Source organism: Burkholderia sp. Bp9142 (assembly GCF_003853415.1).
GTDB lineage: Bacteria > Pseudomonadota > Gammaproteobacteria > Burkholderiales > Burkholderiaceae > Burkholderia.
Genome location: NZ_QTPP01000004.1, coordinates 69,815 through 89,268 on the forward strand (window position 1 = coordinate 69,815; position 19,454 = coordinate 89,268).

At 68.5% G+C, this 19,454-nt stretch carries 23 protein-coding genes; 4 read left to right on the forward strand and 19 right to left on the reverse strand.

Annotated features, from left to right (window positions below; translation table 11 throughout):
- Positions 1–92: 92 nt before the first annotated feature.
- The 4 genes from DIE22_RS06120 to DIE22_RS06130 form a co-directional block, all read right to left on the reverse strand.
- The gene (locus DIE22_RS06120; protein ID WP_124604721.1) at positions 93–548 is read right to left on the reverse strand and encodes a MarR family winged helix-turn-helix transcriptional regulator; all 456 of its coding nucleotides are present in this window, start codon (positions 546–548) and stop codon (positions 93–95) included.
- A gap of 127 nt (positions 549–675) precedes the next feature.
- Positions 676–819, reverse strand: a complete 144-nt coding sequence (locus tag DIE22_RS38095; RefSeq protein WP_185640560.1) for a hypothetical protein — start codon at positions 817–819, stop codon at positions 676–678.
- A complete protein-coding gene (locus tag DIE22_RS06125) occupies positions 816–1,187 on the reverse strand; it encodes a GFA family protein (protein WP_124497609.1) in 372 nt (123 codons plus the stop codon). Before DIE22_RS06125 ends, DIE22_RS38095 begins: the two co-directional genes overlap by 4 nt.
- A 174-nt stretch (positions 1,188–1,361) precedes the next feature.
- Positions 1,362–2,462, reverse strand: a complete 1,101-nt coding sequence (locus DIE22_RS06130; protein WP_124497608.1) for a nitronate monooxygenase family protein — start codon at positions 2,460–2,462, stop codon at positions 1,362–1,364.
- Between the two features lie 697 nt (positions 2,463–3,159).
- Here DIE22_RS06130 and DIE22_RS06135 point away from each other — a divergent pair.
- The gene (locus tag DIE22_RS06135; RefSeq protein ID WP_124497607.1) at positions 3,160–4,617 is read left to right on the forward strand and encodes an MFS transporter; all 1,458 of its coding nucleotides are present in this window, start codon (positions 3,160–3,162) and stop codon (positions 4,615–4,617) included.
- 59 nt (positions 4,618–4,676) lie between these two features.
- Here the strand turns inward: DIE22_RS06135 and DIE22_RS06140 are convergent, their stop codons facing one another.
- The 5 genes from DIE22_RS06140 to DIE22_RS06160 form a co-directional block, all read right to left on the reverse strand.
- Positions 4,677–5,570, reverse strand: coding sequence for a LysR family transcriptional regulator (locus tag DIE22_RS06140; protein WP_124604722.1), 894 nt, complete (start codon positions 5,568–5,570; stop codon positions 4,677–4,679).
- A 118-nt stretch (positions 5,571–5,688) separates the two neighbouring features.
- Positions 5,689–6,516, reverse strand: coding sequence for an alpha/beta hydrolase (locus tag DIE22_RS06145; RefSeq protein WP_124497605.1), 828 nt, complete (start codon positions 6,514–6,516; stop codon positions 5,689–5,691).
- A gap of 256 nt (positions 6,517–6,772) precedes the next feature.
- The gene (locus DIE22_RS06150; RefSeq protein ID WP_124497604.1) at positions 6,773–7,156 is read right to left on the reverse strand and encodes a VOC family protein; all 384 of its coding nucleotides are present in this window, start codon (positions 7,154–7,156) and stop codon (positions 6,773–6,775) included.
- A gap of 15 nt (positions 7,157–7,171) precedes the next feature.
- Positions 7,172–8,134, reverse strand: coding sequence for a hydroxymethylglutaryl-CoA lyase (locus DIE22_RS06155; RefSeq protein WP_124497603.1), 963 nt, complete (start codon positions 8,132–8,134; stop codon positions 7,172–7,174).
- Positions 8,135–8,155: 21 nt separating this feature from the next.
- On the reverse strand, positions 8,156–9,346 hold the full coding sequence (locus DIE22_RS06160; protein WP_124497602.1) for a CaiB/BaiF CoA-transferase family protein: 1,191 nt from the start codon (positions 9,344–9,346) through the stop codon (positions 8,156–8,158).
- Between DIE22_RS06160 and DIE22_RS06165 the strand changes: the two genes are divergently transcribed.
- Together DIE22_RS06165 and DIE22_RS06170 are read left to right on the forward strand one after the other, a co-directional pair.
- On the forward strand, positions 9,345–9,599 hold the full coding sequence (locus tag DIE22_RS06165) for a hypothetical protein (protein ID WP_124497601.1): 255 nt from the start codon (positions 9,345–9,347) through the stop codon (positions 9,597–9,599). The two genes, DIE22_RS06160 and DIE22_RS06165, sit on opposite strands and share 2 nt — an antisense overlap.
- Positions 9,600–9,607: 8 nt before the next feature.
- Entirely contained in the window at positions 9,608–10,582 is a 975-nt protein-coding gene (locus DIE22_RS06170) for a D-2-hydroxyacid dehydrogenase (protein WP_124497600.1), read from the forward strand.
- A gap of 281 nt (positions 10,583–10,863) precedes the next feature.
- Here the strand turns inward: DIE22_RS06170 and DIE22_RS06175 are convergent, their stop codons facing one another.
- Positions 10,864–11,076, reverse strand: coding sequence for a hypothetical protein (locus tag DIE22_RS06175; RefSeq protein WP_014897011.1), 213 nt, complete (start codon positions 11,074–11,076; stop codon positions 10,864–10,866).
- Between the two features lie 180 nt (positions 11,077–11,256).
- On the opposite strand from DIE22_RS06175, the gene DIE22_RS39290 reads away from it, so the two are divergent.
- On the forward strand, positions 11,257–11,496 hold the full coding sequence (locus DIE22_RS39290; RefSeq protein WP_409410184.1) for a DUF4148 domain-containing protein: 240 nt from the start codon (positions 11,257–11,259) through the stop codon (positions 11,494–11,496).
- A gap of 146 nt (positions 11,497–11,642) precedes the next feature.
- Here DIE22_RS39290 and DIE22_RS06185 read toward each other — a convergent pair whose 3' ends face one another.
- The 9 genes from DIE22_RS06185 to DIE22_RS06220 all read right to left on the reverse strand — a co-directional run bounded on the left by DIE22_RS06185 (position 11,643) and on the right by DIE22_RS06220 (position 19,370).
- Positions 11,643–12,080, reverse strand: a complete 438-nt coding sequence (locus DIE22_RS06185; protein WP_124497599.1) for a hypothetical protein — start codon at positions 12,078–12,080, stop codon at positions 11,643–11,645.
- A 160-nt stretch (positions 12,081–12,240) separates the two neighbouring features.
- Positions 12,241–13,164, reverse strand: a complete 924-nt coding sequence (locus tag DIE22_RS06190; protein WP_124497598.1) for an ABC transporter permease — start codon at positions 13,162–13,164, stop codon at positions 12,241–12,243.
- Positions 13,164–14,036 (reverse strand): ABC transporter permease, encoded by an 873-nt coding sequence (locus DIE22_RS06195; RefSeq protein WP_124604723.1) that lies wholly within the window; start codon positions 14,034–14,036, stop codon positions 13,164–13,166. Before DIE22_RS06195 ends, DIE22_RS06190 begins: the two co-directional genes overlap by 1 nt.
- A 46-nt stretch (positions 14,037–14,082) precedes the next feature.
- Complete coding sequence (locus DIE22_RS06200) at positions 14,083–15,162, reverse strand: ABC transporter ATP-binding protein (protein WP_124497596.1); 1,080 nt, start codon at positions 15,160–15,162, stop codon at positions 14,083–14,085.
- Positions 15,163–15,211: 49 nt separating this feature from the next.
- A complete protein-coding gene (locus tag DIE22_RS06205; protein ID WP_124497595.1) occupies positions 15,212–16,378 on the reverse strand; it encodes an ABC transporter substrate-binding protein in 1,167 nt (388 codons plus the stop codon).
- Between the two features lie 350 nt (positions 16,379–16,728).
- The gene (locus tag DIE22_RS06210) at positions 16,729–17,049 is read right to left on the reverse strand and encodes a type II toxin-antitoxin system death-on-curing family toxin (RefSeq protein WP_260426620.1); all 321 of its coding nucleotides are present in this window, start codon (positions 17,047–17,049) and stop codon (positions 16,729–16,731) included.
- 77 nt (positions 17,050–17,126) lie between these two features.
- Positions 17,127–17,300: a hypothetical protein gene (locus DIE22_RS38100; protein ID WP_185640561.1), complete on the reverse strand. Its 174-nt coding sequence runs from the start codon at positions 17,298–17,300 to the stop codon at positions 17,127–17,129.
- 125 nt (positions 17,301–17,425) lie between these two features.
- Positions 17,426–18,019, reverse strand: coding sequence for an alpha/beta hydrolase (locus DIE22_RS06215; protein WP_124604724.1), 594 nt, complete (start codon positions 18,017–18,019; stop codon positions 17,426–17,428).
- 22 nt (positions 18,020–18,041) lie between these two features.
- Positions 18,042–19,370: an MFS transporter gene (locus tag DIE22_RS06220; RefSeq protein ID WP_124604725.1), complete on the reverse strand. Its 1,329-nt coding sequence runs from the start codon at positions 19,368–19,370 to the stop codon at positions 18,042–18,044.
- Between the last annotated feature and the right edge of the window lie 84 nt (positions 19,371–19,454).

The window sequence follows — 19,454 nt, forward strand, 5'->3', positions numbered from 1 at the left end:
CGGTTCCTGGCCGCCGGAAATGTATGGCAATCGCGGAGGGAGCCGGCGGCAATCGCGTCGCCGGCCCGATATCGAAACCTGCGTTTATTCGTCTATTCGTCGATCGAAGCGATCAGGTTGCCGCGCAGCGTGACGATCGCCTTCTGCATCTTCGCGAACTCGTCGGACTTCAGCCCGGTGGCTTCGACCAGGTTCATGTCGAGCCCCTTCTCGCGCACGCGGCGGCCGCTTTTCGTCAGGCTCACGAGCACCTGGCGCTCGTCCGACGGATCGCGGTGCCGCTCCAGATAGCCCATCGCCTCGAGCTTCTTCAGGATCGGTGTCAGCGTGTTCGACTCGAGGAACAGCTTTTCGCCGAGTTGCCCGACCGTCTGGTTGCCCTCCTCCCACAGCGCAATGATCGTGATGTATTGCGTGTACGTGAGGCCGAGCTCTTCGAGGATCGGCTTGTATGCCTTGCCGAACGCGAGGTTCGTCGAGTAGATCGCAAAACACAGGAACTCGGACAGTTGCGGCGTGGCGGGCGATTGTGCTTCGGTCGGTTTCATGAGCGTCCTCCATCGACACGGGATCGTGTCGCAGATGAACGCATTATATATCGCGTGCGATCTTATCGGGAGCATGATTATCGTTTCCGATCAACAGGATGCGATACGCGCGGCGCCCCGCTCGCGCTCAGTCCCTGCATCCGTCGTTTCGACCCCGGCGATTGCCGGTCCGCGTTCGGCTGATCGACAGCAGCGAACACTGGACCGGATGTGCGATTTCGGTTGCGAGCCCGCCCGCGGCGAACAGCAGGATCATCAGCCAGCGTTTCATGCGTCCTCCACGACGGAAAGGCTCGCGCCGTCGGCGACCGCCGCGTCGAGCGCGTACGGATCGACGCCGTCGAGACAGCCGAGATTGACGCGCCAGCACGCGGGGTCCTTGCGCGTCTGGTGAAACGGATAGATGCCGCACCGGCTGCAGAAATAGTGACGGGCCGTGCGCGTGTTGAAGCGGTAGAGCGTCAGCGCGCCCTCGCCCGCGACGATCTTGAGGTCGGCCGCAGCGAACATCGGGCTCATCAGCGCGCCGCGACGGCGGCAGAGGCTGCAGTTGCAGCGAACCGCCGGCGCAAGCGCGGTCCGGACTTCGAATTTCACCGTGCCGCAGTGGCAGGATCCGTTGAACCATGTCGCAGACATGTCGTGCTCCTCAAGAGGTCATGTCCGCTTTATAGCGGGCCCGGGCCCATGCGTTGTATCGCGCTGTATCCACGCGGCGCGCGGATACAGAACGTTGCAATTTTGTGGCCGTCGATGCGCGTTGCAGTGGCGTAGCGGCGCATTCGCCGAGCGTCGGCGCGCGCGGCCCGGGAATCAGTCCAGCACGTGCTGCAACCGCGCGATGGCCGCTCGCGTCTCGCGCTCGAGCGTCGCGAACAGTTCGGCCGCCGGCAGCGACCGGACGAGCGGCGCCGCCTGCCCGGCCCACTGCGCGCCGTAGCCGAACTCGCCGTTCGCCTTGGCGGCCGCATGCAGCGCTTTGCCGGCGTCGTACGCGATCGGATAGGCCGGCGTGGCCGGTGCATGCGGATCGTCGCCGAGCGCGGTCAGGCGGTTCGCGATGCCGCGCGCGAGGCGGCCGGAAATCGCGGTCGTGAAGGTCGTGCGGCGCGCCGCGTCGCCGAGGAGCGCGCGACGATAGCCGTCGTCGATCGATGTCTCCGGACACGCGACGAAGGCGGTGCCGAGTTGCGCGGCCTGCGCGCCGAGGGCGAGCGCCGCGGCGATGCCGTCGCCGTCCATGATGCCGCCGGCGGCGATCACCGGCAGCGCGCATTCGCGCACGATCAGGCGCGTCAGCGCGAACGTGCCGAGTCCGTCGTCGTGTGCCGTCGAGTCGAACACGCCGCGGTGGCCGCCGGCCTCGATGCCCTGCGCGACGATCGCATCGATGCCGGCCGCGGCGATCTGCCGGGCTTCGTCGAGATTCGTCGCGGCCGCGAACAGCGTGATGCCCGCGCGCTTCAACACGGCGATGGCCTCATCGGACGGCAACCCGAAATGAAAGCTCACGACCGCCGGTTTTTCTTCGACCAGCATCGCGAGCATCGCATCGTCCGCGACGAAGCTCGTGTAGATCTCCGACAGTGACGCCGGCGGCGCCGCGCCCTGTTCGCGGAACGCCGGCGCGAGCCAGTCGAGCCACGCGCGTTCGACGGCGGCGTCGGCACGGGCCGGCTGATGGCAGAACAGGTTGATGTTGAACGGCAGGTCGGTGAGCGCGCGCGTGTCGCGGATCATCGTGCGCGCGCCGTCGGCGTTCGTCGCGCCGACGCCGAGCGAGCCGAGCCCGCCCGCGTTCGACACGGCAGCCGCCAGCGCGGGCGTGCTGACGCCGGCCATCGGCGCCTGGATGATCGGGGTGCGGATGCCGAGCGTGCGCAACAGCGTCCGGTTGTCGGTCGGTCGATTCATGTCGTTGCCTCCTGCAACGTCGGGGATCGGAATGCCGCGGCCGGGTGCCGGCCGAAGTGGCTGGATCGGGTTCGGCACGTGGTGTGCTCACGGCGCTTTGCGCGGAGCCGGCCATGCGAAAGCGGTGTCGGATACGGCGGACGATCGGGCGATGACGCTCGCCCGCGCGCGGCGCGACGCGTTCCCGGATCGTCGCGTCCGAACGGGGCGCGCAACGGCATCCCCGCAACTGCGCCCATGCTACGCCAGTCCGTCGCCCACGGGCCAGCCCGTGATCGGCGCTATCGGCCGCGCACCCGATATGCGAGCGCCGCGCAGGCCGTCAGCCGCGCGGCCGGCGAGCGCGGTCAACATCAGGCAGCCGACGATTACGTTCCAGCTGCCGATCCGATCGCCGAGCGCGCAGCATGACCCATGGTTATCCCTGTCCTTGCGTTCCCGCAGCGGCCGGCCTTGTTTCCGACGCCCGTGGCGCGGGCGTTCCGCAGCCTTTCTGCTCGGGAAAGGGTGCTTGAAGCATCCGCAATTATCGCGCCGCGCAAATTCGCCCACCATGTTTCGGACGATCGGCGCCACTCGCTCATCCGGCCTTTCGCGGGCCCGGCGCGCGCATGCGTCGCGTCGCGCGACCGGCCTGTGATGCCGGCCACGAACGGCCGGGCGTCGCGCCACGGCGAATTGACAATCAGGAGACACGATGAACAGCCAACCCCTCGACCTTGGCGGCACCGCGGGCGGACCCGCGTCCGCCGTACCGCCCGCGGCCCGGGCCGGCGCCGATGCGACGGCCCTGCCCGCCCGCGGCATCACGCTCGGCGAATTCATGGACGACCTGCCGGTCGGTGCGCTACACCGGTTCGTCGTCTGGGTCATCGGCATCGGGCTGTTCTTCGACATGTACGAGATCTTCCTCGTCAGCACGATCGGTTCCGCGCTGCAGCACGAATACGGACTGAGCCGGCAAAGCGCCGATTTCAAGCTGCTGCTGGCATCGGCATTCATCGGGATGTTCGTCGGCGCGATGTGTCTCGGCACCCTCGCCGACCGCATCGGCCGGCGCAAGGCGTTCCTGCTGACGCTCGTCTGGTACAGCGCGTTCTCGCTGATCGGCGCGTTCTCGGTGAACGCCGACATGCTGGTCGCATGCCGGTTCCTGACGGGTATCGGCGTCGGCGCGATCTACCCGGTCGCCGACAGTTTCCTGTCGGAAATCCTGCCGAAGGAGAAGCGCGGACGGCTCGCCGCGTGGGCCTATACGACTTCGTACGTCGCGGTGCCGCTGGTCGGCTTCCTCGCGCTGTGGCTGAACCCGCTGCATGTCGCGGGCGTGGCCGGCTGGCGCATCATCCTCGCGATCGGCAGCCTCGGTGCCGTGTACATGCTGCTGGTCCAGCACCGGCTGCCGGAAAGCCCGCGCTGGCTGCTCGCGCAGGGCCGCATCGCGGATGCGCATGCCGCGGCGCGGCGCTTCGCGGACAGCGCCGGCGTGCGCGTGCCCGAGCAGTTCGCGGCATCGGCCGAGCCGCGGCGCCCGCTGAGCCTCGGCGAGCGCATCGCGCTGCTGCGCCGCCGGCCTTACGGCGCGCGCTACCTGATGCTCGCGGTGTTCCACCTGTTCCAGGGCTTCGGCTATTACGGCTTCGGCACGCTCGCGGGCACGGTCGTCAAGAGCCGCGGGTTCGACGTGACGGACAGCACGTTGTTCATTGCACTGTCGTTCATCGGTTATCCGATCGGCTCGCTGCTGTCGATTCCGCTGCTGAACTGGATCGAGCGCCGCACGCTCGTGATCGTGTCGATCCTGTCGATCGCCGCGTTCGGGCTGTGCTTCGCGTACTCGGGCAATACGGCGCTGATCGTCTGCTTCGGCTTCCTGACGACCTGTGCATCGAACGTGTTCAGCAACGCATATCACGTGTACCAGGCGGAGATCTTCCCGGCGCGCGTACGCTCGACCGCGATCGGCAGCACGTACTCGCTGTCGCGCATCGTCAGCGGCGTGCTGCCGTTCGTGCTGTTGCCGGTGCTGGCCGAACACGGCGCGGGTGCGATGTTCGGCGTGATCTCGGTCGCGCTCGGCATCGTCGCCGTCACGTTGCGCGTGCTCGGGCCGCTGACCACGCGGCGCAGCCAGGACGACATCAACCCGGTATGACGCGGCGACCGGCACGGGGCGTGCGAATACGCGCCCCGTGCCTCGCGTCGACGGCGCGCTCAGCGCGCCGACATGAAATCGAACAGCTTCGCGATGTCGGTGGTCAGCACGGTGCCGGCCTTCACGCCGACCCACAGCGTGCGCGTGGCCCACGCGTCGTCGAGCTTCACGACCCCGAGCCGCGCCGCGCGCTCGCCGGTTACCGCGTCGCGCGGCAACACGCCGATGCCGAGCCCGGCCTCGATCATCCGGCTCACGCCGTCGAAATTCGATACCTGGATGCGCAGCTTCAGCGAGCGTTCGGCCGCGAATGCGGCATCGGTCATCCGCGCAAGCAGCGAGCTGCCGTCGCTCAGGCCGACGTAGTCTTCATCGAGCGTATCCGCGAAACGGATGCTGTCGTGCGCGGCGAAGCGATGTCCGCGCGGCACGAGCAGCACGAGCTCGTCACGCCGGTACAGCCGGCGTTCGATGCCGGGCGCGGGCACGTTGTCCGCGAACACGCCGAGATCGGCCTTGCCGGCCTCGAGCGCGTCGACGATCTCGTGGCTCAGCCGCTCCTCGAGACTGACCTTGATGCCCGGATTGTCGGTGAGGAATGCGGCGAGATCGGCCGGCAGAAACTGGACGATGGCCGACGTGTTGGTCCACACGTGAATGTGGCCGCGCACGCCGGTGACGTAGTCGCTCATCTCGTGCGCCATCCGGTTGACCTGCTCGATCACCTTCGCCGCATGGTCGAGCAGCGCGCGGCCCGCCGGCGTCAGCTCGACACCGCGCGCATGCCGGACGAACAGCGCGCTGCCGGTCACGCTTTCGAGTTCGGCGATGCGCTTGCTGACCGCGGACAGCGTGAGCTGGCCGTGTTCGGCCGCCTTGGTCAGGCTGCCGTGCTCGGCGACGAGCGCGAACACGCGCAGCGACTGCAAATCGAAATGAAGCGGGTTCACCATGATGAAGGTCCAGGGGAAAGCCGTGCGGCGCGGGCGAATGGCGCCGGACCGGCCTGATGCCGATCATACGCCCGGCCGCGCGGCGCGGATTGGCGCGAATGGGTGCAATCCGGCGCGGTCAGCGCGGCCCGATCGCCTGCAACGCGGCGAGCATCGCACTGTCGGGCGTCGCGAGATCGTCGAGCACCGTGAAGTGCTGCATGCCGGGCAGCCATGCGCGCGCGACCCGCTCGCCGGCCGCTTCGCATGCGTCCGCGTATTCGTGTGCGTGGCGCACGAGTTCCGGCAGCTCGGCCGCGCCGACCGCGATGACGGTCGGCGCGCCGGGCCCGACATGACGCAGCGGGCTGTATGCGGCGATTTCCCGTGCGGTCAGATTCAGTTTGTCGTCGAGCACGGAGAGCGAGATCGGCTCGAGATCGACGAGCGGGCTGATCGCCAGCGCCGATACGACGGCCGGATGCGCGCGATGCACGGCCGTCAGGTGGCCGCCCGCCGAGTGACCGCCCAGGTGGATCGGCCGCCGTGCGGTGCCGATGCCGTCGGGATCGGCCGCGAGATGGTCGAGCAACGTGCCGATCTCGCCGACGATGTCGGTCATCGATGCGGCCGGGGCGAGCGTGTATTCGGCGAGCACGACGTCGAAGCCGCGCGCGAGCGGCCCGGCGGCCGCGTACGCGAAATCCTCCTTCGCGCAGTGCTGCCAGTAGCCGCCGTGAATGAACACGAACAGCGGCGCGCCGGGACGGCCGCACGGCAGCCAGTCGAAGCGCTGCTCGGAACCTGCGCCGTAACGCAGGTCGCGCCGCCCGGGCGTCGCATCGTAAAGCGCCCTGCTGCGTGCCTGGCACGATGCGAGCACGGCCGGGAAATCGGGAATGGCCTTCGTGTTCAGGTAGGCGGCGTCGAGCGCCGCGCGGTCCATGCCGCGATAGAGGATCGTCATGCGGGAAGCTCCTGGGTCGGATTGCGGATACGCGGGACGTTCGCGGTGCCCGCGGCGAAGGCGGCGGACAGGCCGACGCCGTTGCACCATTATCCGCAGCGCGACCGGGGCCGGCTATCCGGAATCGGCGGGCGCGGCGGGCGCCTGTCCGCTTTCGGCGGAGGACTGCCGCGCAGCGGGCAGGTTCTGCCGGCGCGTGCGCGAACGGGCGGACCGGCCGCGATGAAGCGGCACGACGGCCGCCGCCCGGCGCAACTCAGATCAACTCGGAGATCTCGATCAGGTTCAGGTCCGGGTCGCGCACGTACACCGACCGGATCTTGCGCGTCGCACCGGTGCGTTCGACGGGCCCTTCGACGATCGGCCATTCGACGCGTTGCAGATGCGCGATCACGTCGTCGAGCGGCACCGACGCGATGAAGCACAGGTCGAGCGCACCGGGCACCGGCACGTGCGCCTTCGGCTCGAACTCCGCGCCGCGCACGTGCAGGTTGATCTTCTGGTTGCCGAAACGGAACGCGAGCCGGCCCGCGCCGAAGGTTTCGAGCTGCATCTGCAGCACTTCCGTGTAGAAATGCTTCGTCCGCTCGGGATCGACGCAGGTCAGCACGAGGTGGTCGAGGTGGTCAATCAGCGCCATGTGATTCGCTCCTGTTCACGAGAAAGCCCGCTGCGCCGGCATGTCGCCGGCTTCGGCGCGCGGCGGCGGATGAAGGTCCGAGCGGCGCCCGGCCTTCAGGATCTGGCTCGGCACGTCATGCCCGATCAGCGCGGGCAGCCGTGCGGCCGCGGCGAGCACGGCCGCGAGGTCGATGCCCGTATCGTAGCCGTCGAGCGCGAGCATGTGCACGAGCTCCTCGGTGCATGCGTTGCCGGTCGCGCCCGGCGCGTACGGACAGCCGCCGAGCCCGCCGAGCGACGCGTCGAAGCGGTCGATGCCGGCGTCGAGCGCGGCGAGCGTGTTCGCGAGCGCCATCCCGCGCGTGTTGTGAAAGTGCAGCGTGAGCTGCAACGCGCCGAAGCGTCCGCGCGCGCGTCCGGCCAGCCCGCGCACCTGCGACGGATACGCCATGCCGGTCGTGTCGCACAGCGTGAAGCCGTGCACGCCGAGATCCGCGAAGCGCTGCATCCACGCGAGCACGGTTTCGTCACGCACGTCGCCTTCCATCGGACAACCCATCGCGGTCGACAGCGACACGTTGATCGCGACGCCCGAGCCGCGCACCGCGTCGATCACGTCGCGCAGCTGCGCGAACGACTGCTCGCGGGTCATCCGCAGGTTCGCGCGGTTGTGGCTCTCGCTCATTGACATCACGAGGTTCACCTCGTCGACGCCGCACGACAGCGCACGCTCCGCGCCGCGCACGTTCGGCACGAGCACCGTATAGACGACGCCCGGCGCGCGCATGATGCCGTGCATCACGGCCTCCGCGTCGCGCAGCGCGGGGATCGCCTTCGGCGACGTGAACGACGTGACCTCGATCTTCGCGAAGCCGCATGCGCTCAATGCGTCGACGAGCGCGATCTTGTCGTCGGTGTCGACGAACGCCGCTTCATTCTGGAAACCGTCGCGCGTCGCGACTTCGTGGAGGTAGAGTCGTTGGGGGGGCTTGCTCATGTCGTTGTCCCGGTGGCTGGTTCAGATCACGCGGCGCGTGCGCCAGTCGTCGCGCGTCGCGGCATCGATGCCGATCGATTCGAGTACCGCGTCGCTGTCGGCGCCGAGCGCGGGTGCGGGACGCTCGATGCGTCCCGGCGTCGCGCCGAGTTTCGGCACGATGCCCGGCACGAGCACGGGCGTGCCGTCGGGCAGCGCCGCGTCGACGATCATGTCGCGCGCGCGGTAATGCGGATCGGCCGCGATGTCCGCGACGTCGTAGATGCGCCCGGACGGAATGCGCGCGTCGTTCAGCGCGGCGAGCACCTCGTCGAGGTCGTACCGCGCGCTCCAAGCGCCGATCGCCGCGTCGATGCGCGCGACCTGCGCGACGCGCCCGTCGTTGTGCGCGAGCGCGGGATCGTTGCCGAGATCGGGGCGCCCGATCAGTTCCATCAGGCGCCGGAAGATGCTGTCGCCGTTGCCGGCGATCAGCGCGTACTTGCCGTCACGGCAGCGGTACGCGTTGGTCGGCGCGATGCCGGGCAGGCTGCTGCCGGCCGCCTCGCGCACGGCGCCGAACGCCGAGTATTCGGGCAGCAGGCTTTCCATCATGTTGAAGACGGATTCGTACAGCGCGACGTCGACGACCTGCCCCTTGCCGCCCTGCTGCTCGCGATGCCGCAGCGCGAGCAGGATGCCGATCACGCCGTGCAGCGCCGACAGCGAATCGCCGAGCGACACGCCGACGCGCACCGGCGTGCGGCCCGGTTCGCCGGTCAGGTGGCGCAGGCCGCCCATCGCCTCGGCGATCACGCCGAAGCCGGGCCGGTCGCGATACGGGCCGGTCTGGCCGAAGCCCGAGACGCGCAGCATCACGAGCCGCGGGTTGATCGCGGACAGCGCCTCCCAGCCGAGCCCCCATCCTTCGAGCGTGCCGGGCCGGAAGTTCTCGATCAGCACGTCGGTCCCGGCGACGAGGCGGCGCACGGCGTCCTGCCCTTCGGGCGTGCGCAGGTCGAGCGCGAGCGAGCGCTTGTTACGCGACTGCGCGGCCCACCAGACCGACGTGCCGTCGTGCAGCAGCCGCCATTTGCGCAGCGGGTCGCCGACGCCGGGCGGCTCGACCTTGATCACGTCCGCGCCGAATTCGGCGAGCATCCGGCCCGCGAAGGGCCCGGCGATCAGTTGGCCGAGTTCCAGCACGCGGATACCGTCCAGGGGGCGCGTCATGACTGTCTCCGAAGAAATCGTGTTGTCGATGACGGCGATCATGACGGCGTTCGCGCCCGGCGAAAATCGATCGATGCTCAACCTGCCTTTCCCGAACGGAAAGGCAGCGAACCGGGAGAACGTCGCGCCCTCGCCTGCGAGGGGCGCCGGCCTTTCCGCGCGGGAAAGCGCGCTCGCGCAACGGTCAAGCCCGATCACGCGCGCCGTTGGCAGAATCGTTGCCGTTGCGCGCCCGCCGGGCGCCCGTCAGTGAGACCCGCCATGTTTTCCCGCTCCTCTCCCGCGAAGATCGTGTTTCTCGACCGCGCGACGCTGTCGCCGCAGACCGTGCTGAAGCCGCTCCCGTTTCCGCATGCACTCCAGGCCTTCGAACGGACGGCCGCGCACGAAGTCGCCGCGCGTATCGGCGACGCGGACATCGTCGTGACCAACAAGGTCCGGCTCGACGCGGCGGCGCTCGACCGCGCGCCGCACCTGAAAATGATCGCGATCGCCGCGACCGGCACCGACGTCGTCGATCTCGAGGCCTGCGCGGCGCGCGGCATCGTCGTCAGCAACATTCGCGGGTATGCGGTGCGCACGGTGCCCGAGCACACGTTCGCGCTGATCTTCGCGCTGCGGCGCAGCCTCGTCGCATATCGCGACGCGGTGCGCGCGGGACGCTGGCTCGACAGCGGGCAGTTCTGCTTCTTCGATCATCCGATCCGCGACCTGGCCGGCGCGACGCTCGGCATCGTCGGCGACGGCGTGCTCGGCCGTGCGGTGGCCGCCATCGCCCGCGCGCTCGGCATGCACGTGCTGTTCGTCGCGCACGGCGACGCCCGGGGTGGCGATCGTGTGCCGCTCGACACGCTGCTGCGCGACAGCGACGTGATCACGCTGCATTGCCCGCTGACGCCGGCGACCCGGAACCTGATCGATGCGGCCGCCTTCGCGCGGATGGCGCGCCGCCCGCTGCTGATCAACACCGCGCGCGGCGGGCTCGTGGATGAAAGCGCGCTCGTCGACGCGCTGCAGTCGGGGCAGATCGCGGGCGCGGGGTTCGACGTGGTGACGCAGGAGCCGCTGCCGGCCGCGCATCCGTTCCACGCGATTCTGTCGCATCCGGCGTTCATCCTGACGCCGCATGTCGCGTGGGCGAGCGACGAGGCGATGCAGGCGCTGGCCGACCAGCTCGTCGACAACGTCACGGCGTTTGCGAGCGGCGAGCCGCGGCATGTCGTGACGGCGGATTGAGTGCGGCATGCGCGAAGGTGAACGGCGGCAGTGTGCCGTGCCCGGCGTCGGCAGCGACGCGCCGGCCAGGAGGACGGGAGGACGTGAAGACGGGAAGACGCGTTGCGGACAGGACGCCGCAGCGGCATAGGAGAATCGAAGAGAGGTGGTACTTAGCCGACGCGCGACCGGAACCGGTGCGCGTGGGTGCGCGATGCGCGCCGCCGGCGCGTGTCGGCCATCGGCCGCGCGTCGGCGGGAATCAGCGGGGATGGGTCAGCGGGAGCAGCGGGAGGCGACGCTCAGTAAGCGGACATCTCGACGCAAGGATCGACCTTGGACGGCGAGCAGATGACCGAATACTTGGCGCTTTCGCGCATCAGCGCTTCGCCTTCGTGCAGCGCGATCTTGATCTCGGGGTGACGCTCGTACGCAAGGAATGCGGAGCAGACGACCGCGGACATCACGACCAGGGAAAACACAAATTTTTCAAGGGATTGGAAACGTTCGGGCATGGTTCGACCTTTCTTCTAGGTCGTGATTATAGCGCGGATTAAGGGTTTTCCCTATATGCCGGCCCACATGCCGAGGATGGGCCCGGCCGATACGAGTCCGCGTTTGCACCCTTTTTCTTCGTTATTCCGGACTTAAGCGCCGGTCGAACCAGCTGGGCCACCGGTCGCGGCACATCTGTCGTGTCGTTCGCGCAGTCGGCCAGCGGCCCCGTCACGCGTGCCGAGGTCGTCGCCCGGTTACGCCAGCTTCAACAAGCAGGCTGCAAGCCGCTGAAGTGTCAGTATCCGGACGATATCCGCGCCGCCGAGGCACGTGTCGTGCAATCGTCCGGGACCGGCGCGGATGCCGCCGGCTCGACCGGGTCAGGTCGCCCGGCGCAGACCGCACCGGTGACCGGTGCCGCCGGGCGCAGGCGCTGACCGGCGCGTGACTCGCACGGCTGCGCGCGGGCCGCCGCCGTCATCGGCGGCGGATCGCAGGTCGTCAGCGTCGGAAGACAGATGATGCGGTCCCGATCGCCGGGACGTACTCGGCAGAAAGCGCGACGAACCCCGTCTCGGGCGCGTCACTGCGGCGCCGACGCACCGCTGGCCGCATTGCCCGGCCATGCCTTGCCGATCCTGTCGATCAGCGACTTGGCGGCGCCCGTCGCGATCGCGGCGTCGACGCCCGAGGTCTGCCACGAACCGTCGGCGGCCTTGACGAAGGTCAGGTTCGCGCGCGACGGCGCGTAATCGCCGTTGCGCCACGTGATCACGACGTCGCACGTGTAGGTGCGCTCGCCGGTCTTCCTGCAGTCGCCGTCGGGTTTCGCCGAGATCACGTCGGCCGACACGGGCAGCGGCTGGCCGAGCAGCGCGTTCAGGCCGCCGTGGTTTTCCGCTTCGAGCGCGCGGCGCACCGCGGCGTCGACGTCGCTCGATCCGGGGCCGTCGTGGAGCAGGTTGCAGGCGGCGAGCAGCGTGGCCGCACAGCCGAGCGTCAGCAGCGTGGGAAACTTCATGGAACTCCGCGAATCGGGTGAAGGTCGGACGGCATGCGGCAATGCCGGTGAACGCGTCGCCGAGCCGTTACGCCGCGTAGTCTGCAACGTCCGCGCGTCGTTCGCGGTATCCATTTGTAACCAATTGCACGACGCCCGCGCGCTGCACGGCCACTGTCGCTTACTGCCGCTCTTGCTTCACGCGGCTGACCAACTGCGTCGGGCTCACGAACTGCAGCGCGATCACGACCCATACGAGCGTGATGGCCATGTAGATCATCGCCATCGCGTCGATCGACTGCGGTGCGCGCACGCCGGTCGAGAACACCGCGTAATACAGCGCGACGACGAGCGTCTGCGTGCTCGGGCCCGCGGTGAAGAAGGTCAGCTCGAACATCCCGATCGTGCGCACCAGCACGAGCAGCCCGGCCGCGAGCATGCCGGGCACCAGCAGCGGCAGCAGCACGTAGCGGAAATAACGCCACGTGTTCGCGCCGAAGATGCGCGCGGCGGCCTCGAGATTCGGATCGATCTGCTCGATGAACGGCGTCATCACGAGGATCACGAACGGCAGCGCCGGCACGAGGTTCGCGAGGATCACGCCCGGCAGCGTGCCGGCGAGCCCGACCTTGTACATCACGGTCGCCATCGGGATCCCGTAAGTGACGGGCGGCACCATCAGCGGCAGCAGGAACACCAGCAGCGCGAAGCGCTTGCCGCGGAACGGCACGCGCGCGAGCGCATAGGCGGCCGGCACGCCGAGCGCGACCGACAGCAGCACGACCGCGCCGACCACTTCGAGCGTCACCCACAGCACGCTCGCGAGCTGGAAGTCTTCCCACGCCTTCGCATACCAGTGCAGCGTGAAGCCCTGCGGCAGCGGTGTACCGAACCAGCGCGTCGCGACCGAGTTCACCGCGACGGTGGCAATCAGCAGCGTCACGTTCAGCAGGAAGAACGCCATCAGCCCCCAGACGAGTGCCTTCCATGCCCGGCCGGCGAGGTTGCTTCTCATCTTCCGTGGTGTCCTCGCGTTGACGGCGCGTGCATCGGGCGCGTCCTGCTTCGGCGGCCAGGTCGGCGCCGCATCATGGTCGGTCGCCATCAGCCCTTGCCCCCTGTCACCGGCCCCGTGTAGAAGAAGCGGCGCGCGCCGAGCATCGACGCGACCACCAGCAGCTGCACGAAGCCCATCACGATCGCGATCGCCGATGCGAGCGAATAGTCGTAGCTCTCGAACGCGGCTTCGGCGGCCGCGATCGAGATCACGCGCGTCGGCCCGGCCGGCGCGCCGAGCAGCACGGCCGACGGGAACACCGAGAACGCCTGCACGAACGACAGGCACGCGGCCATCGTGAGACCCGGCACGAGCAGCGGCAGGTAGATCTGCCGGAACTGCTGCCACGGGTTCGCGCCGAGCGTGGCCGCGGCGCGCGCGAGCGTCGGGTCGATGCCGCTGATGTACGACAGCATCAGCAGGAACGCGAACGGAAAGCCCGACACGATCAGCGACAGCAGCACGCCCCAGTAGTTGTGCGTGAGGCGCACTTCGTCGGTATACAGGTGCAGCCCCTGCAGCGCCTGCGGGAACCAGCCGTTCGGGCCGAAGTACGTGAGCATCCCGTCGGCGACGAGCACCGTGCCGAGCGTGACCGGAATCACGAGCAGCGTCGTGACGAACTTCTGGTACGGCGAGTTGCGGCGCAGCGCGAACGCGACGGGCACCGAGATGCCGACGTTGATCAGCGTCGCGGGCACCGCGAGCTTCAGCGTGACGAGCACGGTCGGCCACATCGCGTTGTCGGTGAAGAACTGCACGTAGTTCGCGAGCGCGCCGCCGCCGTTCATCGGCTGGAACGACAGCACGAGGCCGTAGGCGAACGGATAGATGAACAGCGCGACGATGAACGCGAGCGCGGGCGTGACGAGCCACGCCTTCGTGTCGCGCGGCGTGCCGCCGGTCGCGAGCGTGCTCATGCGGTCTCCCGGTGGCGCGCTCCCGTGCGCGCGGGGCGGCGGCCGTTCATTGCGCGGCTCCCGCATAGACGAGCGTGCGCGCCGGCGCGACGCGCAGCCTGAGCCGCTCGCCTTCCGCGAATTCGCCGGCGACCCGCGCCCAGATCGGGCCGAACGGCGTGATCGCGCGGATCAGCGAATCGCGGCCGCCGTACTCGACCGTTTCGACGGTCGCGTCGAAGGCGTTGTCGGCCCCTTCTTCCGCGCGCTCGATGTCGTCGGGGCGCAGCGCGACCACGACGTCCTTGCCGTCGAAGCCGGCCATCGGCACGCCGGTGACGCGCACGCCGGCGGCGGCGACGCTCACGTAGTCGCCGGCCATTCCTTCGAGCGTGAACGGCAGCACGTTGCGATAGCCCATGAAGCGCGCGACGTGCAGGTTGTGCGGGCGCGTGTACACGTCCTTCGGCGACGCGACCTGCTGCACGACGCCCTCCTTCATCACGACGATCCGGTCGGCCATCGACAGCGCCTCGTCCTGGTCGTGCGTCACGTAGATCGTCGCGCGTTCGAGCTGCGTATGGATGCGGCGGATCTCGGCGCGCATCTCGATGCGCAGCTTCGTGTCGAGATTCGACAGCGGCTCGTCCATCAGCACCAGCGGCGGCTCGATGACGATCGCGCGCGCGATCGCGACGCGCTGCTGCTGCCCGCCCGACAGCTGCCCGGGCAGCTTGCCCTCGTGGCCGACGAGCTGCACGAGTTCGAGCGCCTGCTGCGCGCGCCGCCGCGTTTCCTGCTTCGGCAGCCCGCGCATCTTCAGCCCGAAGCCGACGTTCTCGAGCACCGACATGTGCGGAAACAGCGCGTAGTTCTGGAACACCATCCCGAAGCCGCGGCGCTCGGGCGGCAGCACGTCGATGCGCGTGTCGTCGAGCCAGATGCCGCCGCTCGTGAGCGGCTGCAGCCCGGCGATGCAGTTCAGCGCGGTCGACTTGCCGCAGCCCGACGGGCCGAGCAGCGCGATGAACTCGCCGCGCCGGATGTCGAGATCGAGCCCGTTCAGTGCGGCGACCTGCGCGCCCTCCGCGTTGGTGAAGCTGCGGCACACGCCGTCGAGCCGCAACCGTTCGAAACTGTGCTTCATTACGCGCACTCCGTCGGCGCGGGCGCCGCCGCGCCCGCGGGTTCTTGCGTCATTTCGATTTCTGCGAGCCGATCTCGCGGTCCCATTTCTGGAACGCGGCGACCATCGCCTGCGCGTTGAGCGGCTGCACGTGCGGACGATCCGCGAGCAGCTTCGCGTACTCGGGGCGGCCGAACTTCCTGATCACCTCCTGGCTGTGCGCGGGTGCCATCTCGAGCGTCACGCCCTTCACCGACGGGCCTGGATAGAAGTAGCCGTCGTCGTAGGTCATCGCCTGCTGGGCCGGTTCGAGCAGGAAGTTCATCAGCTTGAACAGCACGTCGAGCTTGTCCTTCGGCACGCCCTTCGGGATCACCATGTAGTGCGCGTCGTTGACCCACGTCATGTTGTCGAACGCCTGGATCCGGAAGTCGGCCGGCACGATGCCGAGCGCGCGCGGGTTCAGGTCCCAGCCGGTGACGGTCACGGTCATGTCGCGCGTGCCTTCGCCGAGCTCCTTCATCACGGCCGACGTGCCGCCCGGGTAGTACGGCACGCAGTCGTTGAGCTGCTTCAGGAACGCCCAGGTCTTGTCCCAGCCGTTGACCGGGTCCTGCGGGTTCTTGTCGCCGAGCACGTACGGCAGCCCCATCAGGAACGTGCGGCCGGGGCCCGAGTTGGCCGGGCGCGCGTAGATCAGCTTGTTCGGATGCGCCTTGCACCACGCGAGCAGTTGCTCGGGCGTCTTCGGCGGGTCGCTGACCTTCGCCGGGTTGTATTCGAGCAACGGGCCGGCCGGCATGTAGGTGACTTCGAGGCCGAAGCCCTGCGCGACATCCTGCATCTTGCGCGGGCCGGGCGCGTACCTATCGAGTACGCCGGGGAATGCGCCCGCGTTGTCGGGCAGCAGCTTCAGCCACAGGTTCTGCTCGATGCCGGCGGCCAGTGCGTCGGTGCCCGTCAGCACGAGGTCGATGTCGGCGCGCCCCGCCGCCTGCATCGCCTTGATCTTGCCCGGCAGCTGCGGCGCGGGCGCGTTCGTGAACGTGACATTCGATACGAGATTCGGGTTCTTCTCCCTGAACGCCTCGATGGCCTTCTGCGTGAGCTGCAGGTTGCCCGCGACGTCGACGACATTCAGCGACACGGGGGCCGCGACGGCGGCCGCGGCCGACAGCGTCAGGCCCAGCGCCAGGGCGATCCGGCGGACACGGCGCGCGATCGTGGTGGTGTTCATGTCTCCTCGCTTCGGTCGGTGGATGGGACCTTTCTTTCGGGAAATCATGACGGCGTTATACGATGTCGGTCAACAAAAAACCGAGCGGCGCAGGGCGGGAATTTCCCTAACAAAAACCTTCCGGGAATGCGATCCAAGGGATATCGAGGGTCTCCTCGGATTTCCAGAATCGAACCCATGTCGCGTGTTAAGACGTCGTATATCGACGTGAGGCGGAATGGACCGATTTCGCCGACTATGGCCAAACGCCTCACCACGACGACCGGACGCCAGGATAGTGAGCAGAATTTCCGCGCGCCGTTGAATGATTGAAAGGATGGCTGATGAGAGAACGACGCGACGTGATGTCGTTAGCGGGACCGGGACAGTTCCCAGACTGCACTGAAATATTCAGCCAAGTCCTCGCTGGTTACGCCGCCGTCCGCCACATCGACCATAAGATCTTCGAGATCGGCGAGGCGAGGAATCGCAATTCCCTGCTGCTCCATATACGTCAATGCACAGGTGAGGCCGGTGCGTTTGTTGGCATCGTTGAATACGTGCCCGCGTGCGATGGCAACCGCATAGGTCGCGGCAATACCGAACACGTCGTCCAGGCCCGCGTAATGGGCATTAATGGGCATGATTGTCGACGCGATGCAGGGCGGCTTCGACACCGCCCCGGCCGGCATGAGCGAATCCGCTCAGACCGCCAAGGTCCCGGATGATTTCGTCGTGAATCGTGATGACGTAATCAAGATCGAGCAAATCAACGATCTTTCAACGCGACCAGCACATCGCGGTGTTCGGAAATGACTTTTCGGGCGGCGCGAAGCACGTCGCCTTTGTCGGTTTCCGTTGAAGCCTTGATTTCCGCCGTGGGACGGATGATCGTGCGGGGTTTCAGTTCAACCCCGTACAGCGTCTTTCTTTTGGGGGCCATGACAGCATTCCGTCTTGAAAAACATGAGCAATCAGCCACTTGCCTGCATTCGAAACAAGCGGCCGCGTTGCCGCCAATCATAGCGCCCGAAGAGACGATGGCGCGCCCGATTGATGTGGAGAATGTCAGCCTGTCAGCCTGGAACGGCTTTCACCGAGCGCTGCCACCTCCCCGATCAGCCGCTCCGCGTCATGCCACTCGCCATACCCGGACGCCGGGTTCAGGTGCCCGACCTCGCCGAGATCGACGAGCTTGCTGCCCCACCCCGCCGCGAGCGCCTCGGCGCGCTCGAAGCGCGCAAGCGGATCGTTGCGGCTTGCGGCCACGATGCTCGGAAACGGCAGCGGCCGGGTCGGCACCGGCGTCCAGCCGTGCGCGTCGAGCGCATCGGGTGTCGGATAGCCTGCGGGCATCGGCGTATCGAGATCGGCCGGCGCGGCGAGCAGCGCGCCATCGATCGCCCGCGTGGCGTGCGGCGCCCAATGCACGGCGATCATCACGCCCGCGCTGTGCGCGACGAGAATCACCGGGCCGTCGATCGCGGCCAGCGCCGCATCGAGCGCCGCGACGCGTGCATTGCGGCTCAGTTTGTCGGCATCGAGCGGCGCGACGGCGCGCGCGTTCGGCAGGCGTCGTTGCAGATGCGTCTGCCAGTGGTCTTCGACGTGATCGCGCAAGCCGGGCACGATCAGGATGGTGGGCGCGGTCGCCAGGGTCATGCAGCCTCCAGGTGGGTTCGGTTCAGGAAAGACGGGATGCGCGCCGTTCGCGTTCGACGCGCGCGAGATCGGCCGCGTAGCTCGCGCGTCCGATCGCGAACAGCACGGCGGCCGCGAGCGGCACGACGGGAATCCATTGCAGTGCGCCGACGAGCCCGGCGCGATCGGCGGCCCATCCCGTCAGCAGCGGGCCCGGCGCCATGCCGAGCAGGTTGTTGGCGAGCGTGAGCGTCGCGAACGCCGATGCGTGGATCGCGGCCGGCGTCAGGTTCGCGACCATCGCACCCGAGGCGCCGGACGCGCCCGCGCCGACCAGCATCCCCGCGCAGATCAGCGCGAGCTGCAGCGGCCCGGGCGGCAGCCGGAACGCGACCGCGAGGCACACGCCGGTCAGCACGCAATACGCGATCGCGGTCAGCCATTTGCGCGCGCCGTCGGTACGCCCGACGCGATCGGTGACGATCCCGCAGCCGACCATCCCGACGCCCGACAGCAGCACGAAGCCGGCCGCGAGCACGGCGGCGCGGTCCGGCGCCATCGCGTAATAGCGGTTCAGGTAGCTCGGCAACCACGCGAACAGCGCGCCGGGCACGAACAGGTGCAGCCCGCTGCCGACATACGCGCAGATCACCGAACGCGACGCGAACAGCCCCGTCATCAGCACGCGCACGCTGCCGCGCAAATCGCGCGGCGCATCGGCAACGGGCCGGCATGGTTCGACACGGCATGCCGCGAGCCGCCGCTCGGTGACGACGCCGCGGTACGCGACGAGCAGCACGATGCCGAGCGCGGCCATCACGCCGAACGACCAGCGCCAGCCGAGATGCGCGCCGACGAGGCCGCCGAGCGCCATCCCGAACACGGAGCCGAACGCGCCGCCGGCCATGAACGCGCCGGTCAACGTCGCGCGCAGCCGTGCCGGAAAGATGCTGAGGATCAGTGCGACGCCGACGCTGCCGTACGCGGCTTCGCCGAGCCCGACGAGCCCGCGCGCCACGAGCATCTCGGCGTAGTTGGTCGACAGCGCGCAGCCGAGCGTCGCGACGCTCCATAGCGCGGCCATCAGCACGATGCTGCGCACGCGGCCGAAGCGGTCGGCGAGTACCGACAGCGGAAACGTCAGCAGCCCGACCAGCAGCGCGACGACGCCGGACAGCGAACCGAGCTGCGTGTCGGACAGCCCCCACGCGTGCTTGAGCAACGGAAACACGGCGTTGAGCACCTGCCGCGACATGTAGTCCGACAGCAGCAGGCCGACGGTCAGCCCGAACACGAGCCAGGCATAGGCCGGCGCGCGGCGGCCGGTGGCGGCCGCCTCCTGCAGCGACGGCTCGACGTGATGAAGCAGCATGCGTGTCTCCTCCGGCACCGGTGCGGCAACGCACCGGCGCGGCTTGCGCGGCCCCGCTCCGTTGACCGGAGTCGGCCCCTGCGC

Coding starts and splice junctions, on each gene's coding strand:
- DIE22_RS06120 (WP_124604721.1), bottom strand. CDS start 548: ATGAAACCGACCGAAGCACAATCGCCCGCCACGCCGCAACTGTCCGAG.
- DIE22_RS38095 (WP_185640560.1), bottom strand. CDS start 819: ATGAAACGCTGGCTGATGATCCTGCTGTTCGCCGCGGGCGGGCTCGCA.
- DIE22_RS06125 (WP_124497609.1), bottom strand. CDS start 1,187: ATGTCTGCGACATGGTTCAACGGATCCTGCCACTGCGGCACGGTGAAA.
- DIE22_RS06130 (WP_124497608.1), bottom strand. CDS start 2,462: ATGAATCGACCGACCGACAACCGGACGCTGTTGCGCACGCTCGGCATC.
- DIE22_RS06135 (WP_124497607.1), top strand. CDS start 3,160: ATGAACAGCCAACCCCTCGACCTTGGCGGCACCGCGGGCGGACCCGCG.
- DIE22_RS06140 (WP_124604722.1), bottom strand. CDS start 5,570: ATGGTGAACCCGCTTCATTTCGATTTGCAGTCGCTGCGCGTGTTCGCG.
- DIE22_RS06145 (WP_124497605.1), bottom strand. CDS start 6,516: ATGACGATCCTCTATCGCGGCATGGACCGCGCGGCGCTCGACGCCGCC.
- DIE22_RS06150 (WP_124497604.1), bottom strand. CDS start 7,156: ATGGCGCTGATTGACCACCTCGACCACCTCGTGCTGACCTGCGTCGAT.
- DIE22_RS06155 (WP_124497603.1), bottom strand. CDS start 8,134: ATGAGCAAGCCCCCCCAACGACTCTACCTCCACGAAGTCGCGACGCGC.
- DIE22_RS06165 (WP_124497601.1), top strand. CDS start 9,345: ATGACTGTCTCCGAAGAAATCGTGTTGTCGATGACGGCGATCATGACG.
- DIE22_RS06160 (WP_124497602.1), bottom strand. CDS start 9,346: ATGACGCGCCCCCTGGACGGTATCCGCGTGCTGGAACTCGGCCAACTG.
- DIE22_RS06170 (WP_124497600.1), top strand. CDS start 9,608: ATGTTTTCCCGCTCCTCTCCCGCGAAGATCGTGTTTCTCGACCGCGCG.
- DIE22_RS06175 (WP_014897011.1), bottom strand. CDS start 11,076: ATGCCCGAACGTTTCCAATCCCTTGAAAAATTTGTGTTTTCCCTGGTC.
- DIE22_RS06185 (WP_124497599.1), bottom strand. CDS start 12,080: ATGAAGTTTCCCACGCTGCTGACGCTCGGCTGTGCGGCCACGCTGCTC.
- DIE22_RS06190 (WP_124497598.1), bottom strand. CDS start 13,164: ATGGCGACCGACCATGATGCGGCGCCGACCTGGCCGCCGAAGCAGGAC.
- DIE22_RS06195 (WP_124604723.1), bottom strand. CDS start 14,036: ATGAGCACGCTCGCGACCGGCGGCACGCCGCGCGACACGAAGGCGTGG.
- DIE22_RS06200 (WP_124497596.1), bottom strand. CDS start 15,162: ATGAAGCACAGTTTCGAACGGTTGCGGCTCGACGGCGTGTGCCGCAGC.
- DIE22_RS06205 (WP_124497595.1), bottom strand. CDS start 16,378: ATGAACACCACCACGATCGCGCGCCGTGTCCGCCGGATCGCCCTGGCG.
- DIE22_RS06210 (WP_260426620.1), bottom strand. CDS start 17,049: ATGCCGGCCGGGGCGGTGTCGAAGCCGCCCTGCATCGCGTCGACAATC.
- DIE22_RS38100 (WP_185640561.1), bottom strand. CDS start 17,300: ATGGCCCCCAAAAGAAAGACGCTGTACGGGGTTGAACTGAAACCCCGC.
- DIE22_RS06215 (WP_124604724.1), bottom strand. CDS start 18,019: ATGACCCTGGCGACCGCGCCCACCATCCTGATCGTGCCCGGCTTGCGC.
- DIE22_RS06220 (WP_124604725.1), bottom strand. CDS start 19,370: ATGCTGCTTCATCACGTCGAGCCGTCGCTGCAGGAGGCGGCCGCCACC.